Origin of the sequence: Bifidobacterium boum (assembly GCF_000741535.1) — a bacterium.
Taxonomy (GTDB): domain Bacteria; phylum Actinomycetota; class Actinomycetes; order Actinomycetales; family Bifidobacteriaceae; genus Bifidobacterium; species Bifidobacterium boum.
In genome coordinates, this window is the sequence record NZ_JGYQ01000011.1 from 1 (window position 1) to 7,375 (window position 7,375).

Annotated in this window: 4 protein-coding genes; 1 reads left to right on the top strand and 3 read right to left on the bottom strand. The window is 50.2% G+C overall.

Translation table 11 applies throughout. The features are described 5' to 3' along the window. The 3 genes from BBOU_RS03965 to BBOU_RS03975 all read right to left on the bottom strand — a co-directional run. The coding region (locus BBOU_RS03965) for a GDP-mannose 4,6-dehydratase (RefSeq protein ID WP_035142625.1) at positions 1–354 on the bottom strand (354 nt) is incomplete at its 3' end. Between the two features lie 87 nt (positions 355–441). Then, positions 442–1,686 carry a nucleotide sugar dehydrogenase gene (locus BBOU_RS03970; protein WP_026503543.1) on the bottom strand — a complete coding sequence of 415 codons (1,245 nt, stop codon included), beginning with the start codon at positions 1,684–1,686 and terminating at the stop codon, positions 442–444. Positions 1,687–1,881: 195 nt separating this feature from the next. Beyond that, complete coding sequence (locus BBOU_RS03975) at positions 1,882–3,351, bottom strand: flippase (protein ID WP_081815588.1); 1,470 nt, start codon at positions 3,349–3,351, stop codon at positions 1,882–1,884. 736 nt (positions 3,352–4,087) lie between these two features. Here BBOU_RS03975 and BBOU_RS08845 point away from each other — a divergent pair. After that, a partial coding sequence (locus tag BBOU_RS08845; protein WP_162176997.1) for an Ig-like domain-containing protein occupies positions 4,088–7,375 on the top strand: 3,288 nt, incomplete at its 3' end.

Genomic DNA, 7,375 nt, shown 5'->3' on the forward strand with positions numbered 1-7,375 from the left:
CTTGCGCACCGCCTCCAACAGGCGGAACGTGCCCACCACGTTCGTGCGCACGAACGGCTCCGGATCCGCGATCGAATTATCATTATGCGACTCCGCCGCATAATGCACGATGGCGTCGTGGCCGGGCACGATCCTGTCAAGCAGCTCTGCGTCACAGATATCCCCATGCACGAAATCCATACGATCCGACGGAATACCCTTCAAATTATCCAGATTGCCCGCGTACGTCAACGCATCCAACACCGTCACATGCGTCTCAGGGTGGTTGTCTACAACATAGTGCACGAAATTCGAACCGATGAAGCCGGCGCCACCGGTCACGATGATGTTCTTCGGAATAAACACTTCAATCATACCTCATTAACTAAAAATCATCATTGCATTATTTTATATTTCTACTCATGAGTTTTAATCCATGAGCATATCACTGATATCGTCAGACTAATCTCTACGGAATAAGTCGCGCGTGAATACCTTTTCACGCACATCCGCGAGTTCTTCATTCCACCGATTTGCGATAATTAGGTCGCAACGTCGTTTGAAATCTTCAAGACTGTGCGTTACCTCGGAATGGAAGAACTGTGGGTCATCAAGAGTCGGCTCATATACCAATACTGTAATCCCCTTCGACTTGATGCGTTTCATCACACCTTGAATCGAGGACTGGCGGAAGTTATCAGAACCTGACTTCATCGTAAGTCGATATACACCTATAATAGGATTTACGACATCGGAAACACGCTTCTCAGCCTCGGCCGCGATAAAATCTTTGCGTGTGCTGTTCGAATCAACAATCGCACCGATAAGATTCTGGGGAACATCTTGATAGTTCGCCAATAACTGTTTAGTATCTTTAGGCAAGCAGTATCCTCCATATCCGAATGACGGGTTATTGTAATCGTTTCGGATGCGAGGATCCATGCATACACCTTGGATAATCTCCTTGGTGTCGAGATTCCTTGATTCAGCATATGTATCAAGCTCATTGAAATAAGCAACTCTCAAAGCTAAATACGTATTGGCAAACAATTTGATGGCTTCAGCCTCAGTCGTCCCAACAATGAGCTTTGGAATGCCAACCGTTCCATCAGCATTCATTCTGGATCTTTCTCCGTCAGCGGCTCCATTCTCAAGCAATCCAGCAAAAACATGAGCTGCTTCTAACGCGGCTGTATCATCAGCAGGAGCACCGACAACAATGCGGGAAGGATGCAAATTGTCATAAAGAGCATGCCCCTCTCGCAAAAATTCCGGACTGAAGATAATACGCGAATCAGCATATTTCTTTCTTATCTGTTTTGTATATCCAACCGGAATCGTAGATTTGATGACTATCCAAGCCAGTGAATTTACTGAACGAATTGCATCGATTGCAGCTTCCACCGAAGAGGTGTCAAAGTAATTACGTTCAGAATCATAATTAGTAGGGGTAGCAATCACTACATATTCAGCATCAGCATATGCTTCTGAAGCATTAAGAGTCGCTTCGAAATCAAGCGGATGGCTTCCATTCGCATCAGCTTCCAAGAATTCTTCGATTTCTTTATCTTGGATCGGGCTCTGATGCTTGTTCAACAATGCAACTTTCTCTGGAATAATATCCAAAGCTTTGACTTTATTATGTTGAGAAAGAAGCAAAGCCACGGACAACCCCACATACCCTGTGCCAGCTACTGCTATACGCAACGCATTCCCTTTCGACGCACGTACATTTACACCAGTTTCATTGATGCATTTTTATTATACAGTGAGCCAAGTACATGAAAGTGATGGACATTGTAGGAAAATAACAAAGTATTCTCATTTTGCAATTAGCAGAATTAGAACGATGGAGACCATCCGGATACAAATACGAAAAGCAATGTTATTGCATACCGCCAATTATCTATTTGCGATCTTTCGCAACAAAGATAAGGTGATATTCTTTACATATATATTACCCATCAGTAATTCAATTATCAGATATGATGGTACCGAAACAGCGATAACTACAATTAGCCGCAACGCAATCGACGGCACCCACATCTTGCCAACAACACAAATCAAACCAACAAATACAGATCCCAAAACAACAGATACTATCATCCTCATTGATACATCAGGCCGATAGTACTCCGCCGCAGCGCGATAAACATGAATAAGAATATACATTTCCGCTACAAGTGTCGTCACTGCCGCCCCATTAATACCCCATAAAGGTATGCAGATACAATTCAACACTAAGTTGATAACCGCAGCAACACTGGTCGCTAGGAGAAATTGACTTTCTTTGCGATAAGGAATAAGGATTCCATTCGCAAAAAAACAACTATACACAGAGAATAGCAACGCAATACTTAATATCTGCAACACACTTGAAGATTCCGCATACTGAGGTCCAGACAATACTGAGACAATCTCAGGACTCAGGAAGAACAAACCCACCGACGCGGGAAGTATCAACGTCAACAATGAGCAAAATGTACGATTCAACAATTGTATGATTTGCTTCTCTTCATGCGTAGCAATCATTGCAGACAGCCGAGGAACCATGACATACGTTAGGGCGTTAAGTACATTACGAATCATTGAGTATGCTTTGACAGGTAAACTATAAAGACCCACCGCACGACTGCCGGAAAATATACCCAGTAGTGTTTGATCCGAAGAAAGATAAATCGTTGACGCAACATTATTCGCAAATAAGGTAACGATGGCTTTCACGTGCGCCCCGAATTGCACATCCTTTGTGAGGCGAGGATGGACATACCTCTTGATATACCACAGATTACACAGACTTCCACCAACCAAGGGAAGAACCATACACCCAGCATATACATCCGCATCATGTGAGCCATGCACAAAAATTAGCATGGAAGCAAAGGCTAGCACTTGAAAAATAATATATCTCAATGTGATATATACATAATCTTCAAAGATGACATTAACCCAATCAACACCAAACGTATTTGCAGCAATAGAAAACGACAAAATGAATATCAAAATGGCCAAATTTGACCCAGGGCGCCAAACCAGCATCAACACAAGAAGCGCAGCATATGACAACAAACAAGCAAATACATTGACAGTGAACATCTGATTAACAAACTTTGATAGCCGTTGTTTATCATTTCTGATCCGCGCTCCTTCTCGTGTAGCATATGTTGAAATTCCCATCCCGGCGAGAAGAACAAAATAACTTACAATTGAATTTGCATAATTGACTTGCCCATAGCTATCCGCACCAAGTACACGAGTAATATATGGAACCGTAATGATTGGGAAAATTGTTGATACTAACTGTTTTACAGCATTAAGGACTGCATTAAATTTTACAGAATGCAACTCTTCTCCCCTTCTGAACAATGACAATTGCTATGAATTGTATGACTTATGCCGTTCTACTACGCAGAATATAACGTATCCAATCATACCGACACGATTGTAGATAAATACTGCGTTCTCAATCGTGCCCGGGTTATTCAACAATCAGATATTTCTATTGTATTCCTCACTACAAACATTATTCGCCGCTTGGACTGCGCCCGGTTTGCACCGACAAGGAACAGCTAAGTCCACCGTTACGATACTTGCCATCATTCGTCTAAGATACCAGTCGAAAGAATACAGCAGAATTCTCTTATATTGTTTTCAATACATCGACACCGTCTCCATGTATCCACTCGAAATCTCACCACAACCGAAATTTAGATATGCCGAAAAAGTGAGTTGGCACAAGAAGCTACTTCATCTTGGGTAATCGATCCGTGCCATTACCCCACACAATGTCGCGTTTCAAATGACGAAGGGATAAGCATACCAGAAACAGCCAGCACACATCCTGATAATCTCAACGTCAATTTACAACATTCCAAGCATAACTACAATGTTACTGCTAAAATAAAAGTCGCAAAGCTGCAAAATGGTTCGTTACTCAGCACCGCTCCGATTTAAGCATCTTTTTGCTGCACCGTCGGCGCCAGTATCGCACAAACTCTACAGCTAAGCCGGATAATTGAATATCGACACAGAAGCGATGACAACAACGTCATTGAACCAAAGGAGAATCATGCGAGCTTCTCGTTCTCGCGGCATATCAAGGTTTGATATGCTCTCTACCAAGATTGTGGCAATGGTCGCCTCCGTGGCCTCCCTCGCCGCATTCGCCGGGGTCGGCACATATACCGCCACATCGGCCAATGCTGCCAGTACGGTGACCTCCACTGCCAGTACTACGTCGAGTGGTACGCGCGACAGTTACGCTGATACGGTGGGTAACGCCACGTTCGAGGCGGCACGTCAGAAGTATGGTCTAGCCAAAGATATGAAGGATGGTGCTACGCTGCATGCCTTTGAATGGTCGTTCAAGACCATCGAGGAGAACATCCCCGATATCGCGAAAGCCGGCTACACCTCAATCCAGACCGAGCCGATCGTCAAGATTAAGGACAACCGCAAGCTCGGCACCGGCAACTGGTACCTCAACTGGTATTACGTGTACCAGCCGACGGACATGGCTATCGGCAACTATGTGGTCGGTTCCGAAGCCGAATTCAAGTCCATGTGCAAGAAGGCGCACGAGTATGGCTTGCGTGTCATCGTGGACTCGGTGTCCAACCATTTCACGTCTGATTTCGATGTCATCGCAGACAAGTGGCGCAACAAGAACTACTTCCACGAGGACAAGCAAATCTCCGATTACAACAATCGTGAAGACTGCACCCAGCACAAGCTGTCCGGCCTGTGGGATCTCAACACGCAGGATGACACCGTGACCCAGGGTATGGCCGACCTGCTCAAGCAGACGGTCGCCGATGGTGCGGACGGCTTCCGCTATGATGCTGCCAAGCATATCGAGCTGCCTGACGAGGTGTTCGGCAAGCAGTCCAACTATTGGAACACGATTCTCAAGAACGGCGCCCAGTACCAGTACGGTGAGGTGCTTGAGGACGCGAATGTGCGAGAAGCCGATTACGCCAATCTGTTCTGGAACAGCTCGGTGGCCGGCGGCGGCATCACCGACTCCTCCTATGGCCATGAGGTGCGTAACGGCGTGCAGCATGGCAACCTGTCGGCGAGCCATTTCACCCAGCACAACAAGGTGTCTGAAGACAAGACCGTCAACTGGGTGGAATCGCATGATAACTTCGCCAACGGCGAGGCGAATATCCCGCAGGAACTCAGTGATGAATGGATCAAGTACGGCTGGGCTGGCGTGACCGCCCAGAAGAACGGCATGTCCCTGTTCTTTGACCGTCCGTACAAGGATGGCGGCACGTATGGTACCGGCGGCAAGGGCACGTATGGCAATGGCAGCGGCCCGTTCACCGAGAATTCGAAGCTCGGCGACGCCGGCTCCGACCTGTGGAAGGATCCGGAGGTTGTAGCGGTCAACCACTTCCGTAACTCCATGATTGGCGAGAACTCGAACGTGAGCAACTGCGGTGATGACCTGTGCCTCATGGTTGAACGTTACGCTGGCTCTTCTGCACAAGACGGCGTGGTTGTCGCGAATGCGAACGGCAGCGTCAAGAACCTTGCCGGCACGTCCACGAAGCTGGCGAACGGCACATACACTGATGAAGTCACCGGCAGCACCATTACGGTCTCCGGCGGCACCATTACGTCCGGTTCCGTGAACGCGAAGGCGATTGCGGCGTTCTCCAACAAGACCCGTTCCGAGAAGATTTCCACCGCTGAGGCGTACCCGAACAAGGGCACGATCCCCGGCACGTCCAAGAAGATCACGCTGCGCGCCTACCAGGCGACCAACACGACCTACACCACGTCCGACGGTCAGTCCGGATCCTACTCCGATGGTGATGTCATCAAGATCGGTGCCAACGCCAAGAAGGGCGACGTGCTCACGGTGACAGTGAAGGGTACCGGTGCCGACGGACAGGCCATCACACATACGTACTCGTACACCAAGCAGGGAGACCCGACCTATGATCCCAGTGACGGCACCCAAAGCCCGTGCGACAAGTACTGCGTGGCTTACATGCAGAAGAACGGGTATAACCCGGACACCTACATTGATTCGGAAGAAACCGACTATGAGGGCGGTTCCGGCGTGGACGCGACCGGTGTGTCCATCTCCGGTGATGGTGTCTCCAACGGCAAGGTGTCCCGCGATATCTCGTCCGGAGATACTTCACTCATGCTCAAGGCAACCGTAACGCCTTCGGACGCCAGCCAGCGTGTGACTTGGAGCAGCTCCGACGATTCCGTGGCAGCTGTCAGCTCGGAAGGTAAGGTCAGCCTCAAGAAGGCCGGTACGGCGACTATCACCGCGACCACCTCCAACGGCAAGACCGCTACGGTGACGATCACCGTGACCGGTGAGGCACCGAAGGCGACGAACGTGGTGTACGCGGCCAAGCCTTCAAACTGGAGCAAGATCTACGCCTACGTTTACGTTGATGGTTCTACCAACAACGCGAAGTGGCCGGGCGTGGAAATGACCGCGATCTCCGGCACCGACACATGCGGCCAGTCCGGCTACTACTACGACGTGCCGGACAACCTTGCCAGCAACGCGAAAGTCATCTTCAACGATGGCGGCAGCCAGCAGGTTCCGGGCGCGAACCAGGCAGGCATCTCCTACAACGGTGGCACCGTCCGCTGGTCCGGTTCCGGTACCACCCTCGACGCAGTGACCTGCCAGTCTGTGGATGTTCCGGTGTCGTCGGTTGCTATCTCCGGTTCTGGTGTGTCGAATGGTGCACTGTCGCTGGTGAAGGGCAAGTCGGCCCAGTTGTCGGCGACGGTGAGCCCGTCGAACGCGACGAGCAGGACGGTCACGTGGAGCTCGTCTGACGCGTCGGTCGCTTCGGTGACGGGTACGGGCAATGTGACGGCCGTGAAGGCCGGCATGGCCACGGTCACCGCGACCGCGGGCGGCAAGAGCGCCAGCATCACTGTAACCGTAACCGATTCGCAGACCACGGTGCCTGTCACGTCGGTTGCTATTTCTGGTTCTGGTGTGTCCGGCGGTAAGCTGTCGCTTGAGAAGGGCAAGTCGGTGCAGTTGTCGGCGTCGGTGAGCCCGTCGGATGCGACCAATAAGACGGTGACGTGGAGCTCGTCTGACGCGTCGGTGGCGGCTGTGACTGGTACCGGGTATGTGGTTGCTGTGAAGGCGGGTACGGCGACGGTCACCGCGTCGGCTGGTGGCAAGAGCTCGTCGGTGAAGGTGGCTGTCACAGATCAGCAGACCGATGTTGCGGTGTCGTCTGTTGTGGTTTCTGGTTCTGGTGTGTCGGGTGGTGCGTTGTCTCTGGTGAAGGGCAAGTCGGTGCAGTTGTCGGCTGCGGTGAATCCGTCGAACGCGACGAGCAGGACGGTGACGTGGAGTTCGTCTGACGCGTCGGTCGCTTCGGTGACGGGTACGGGG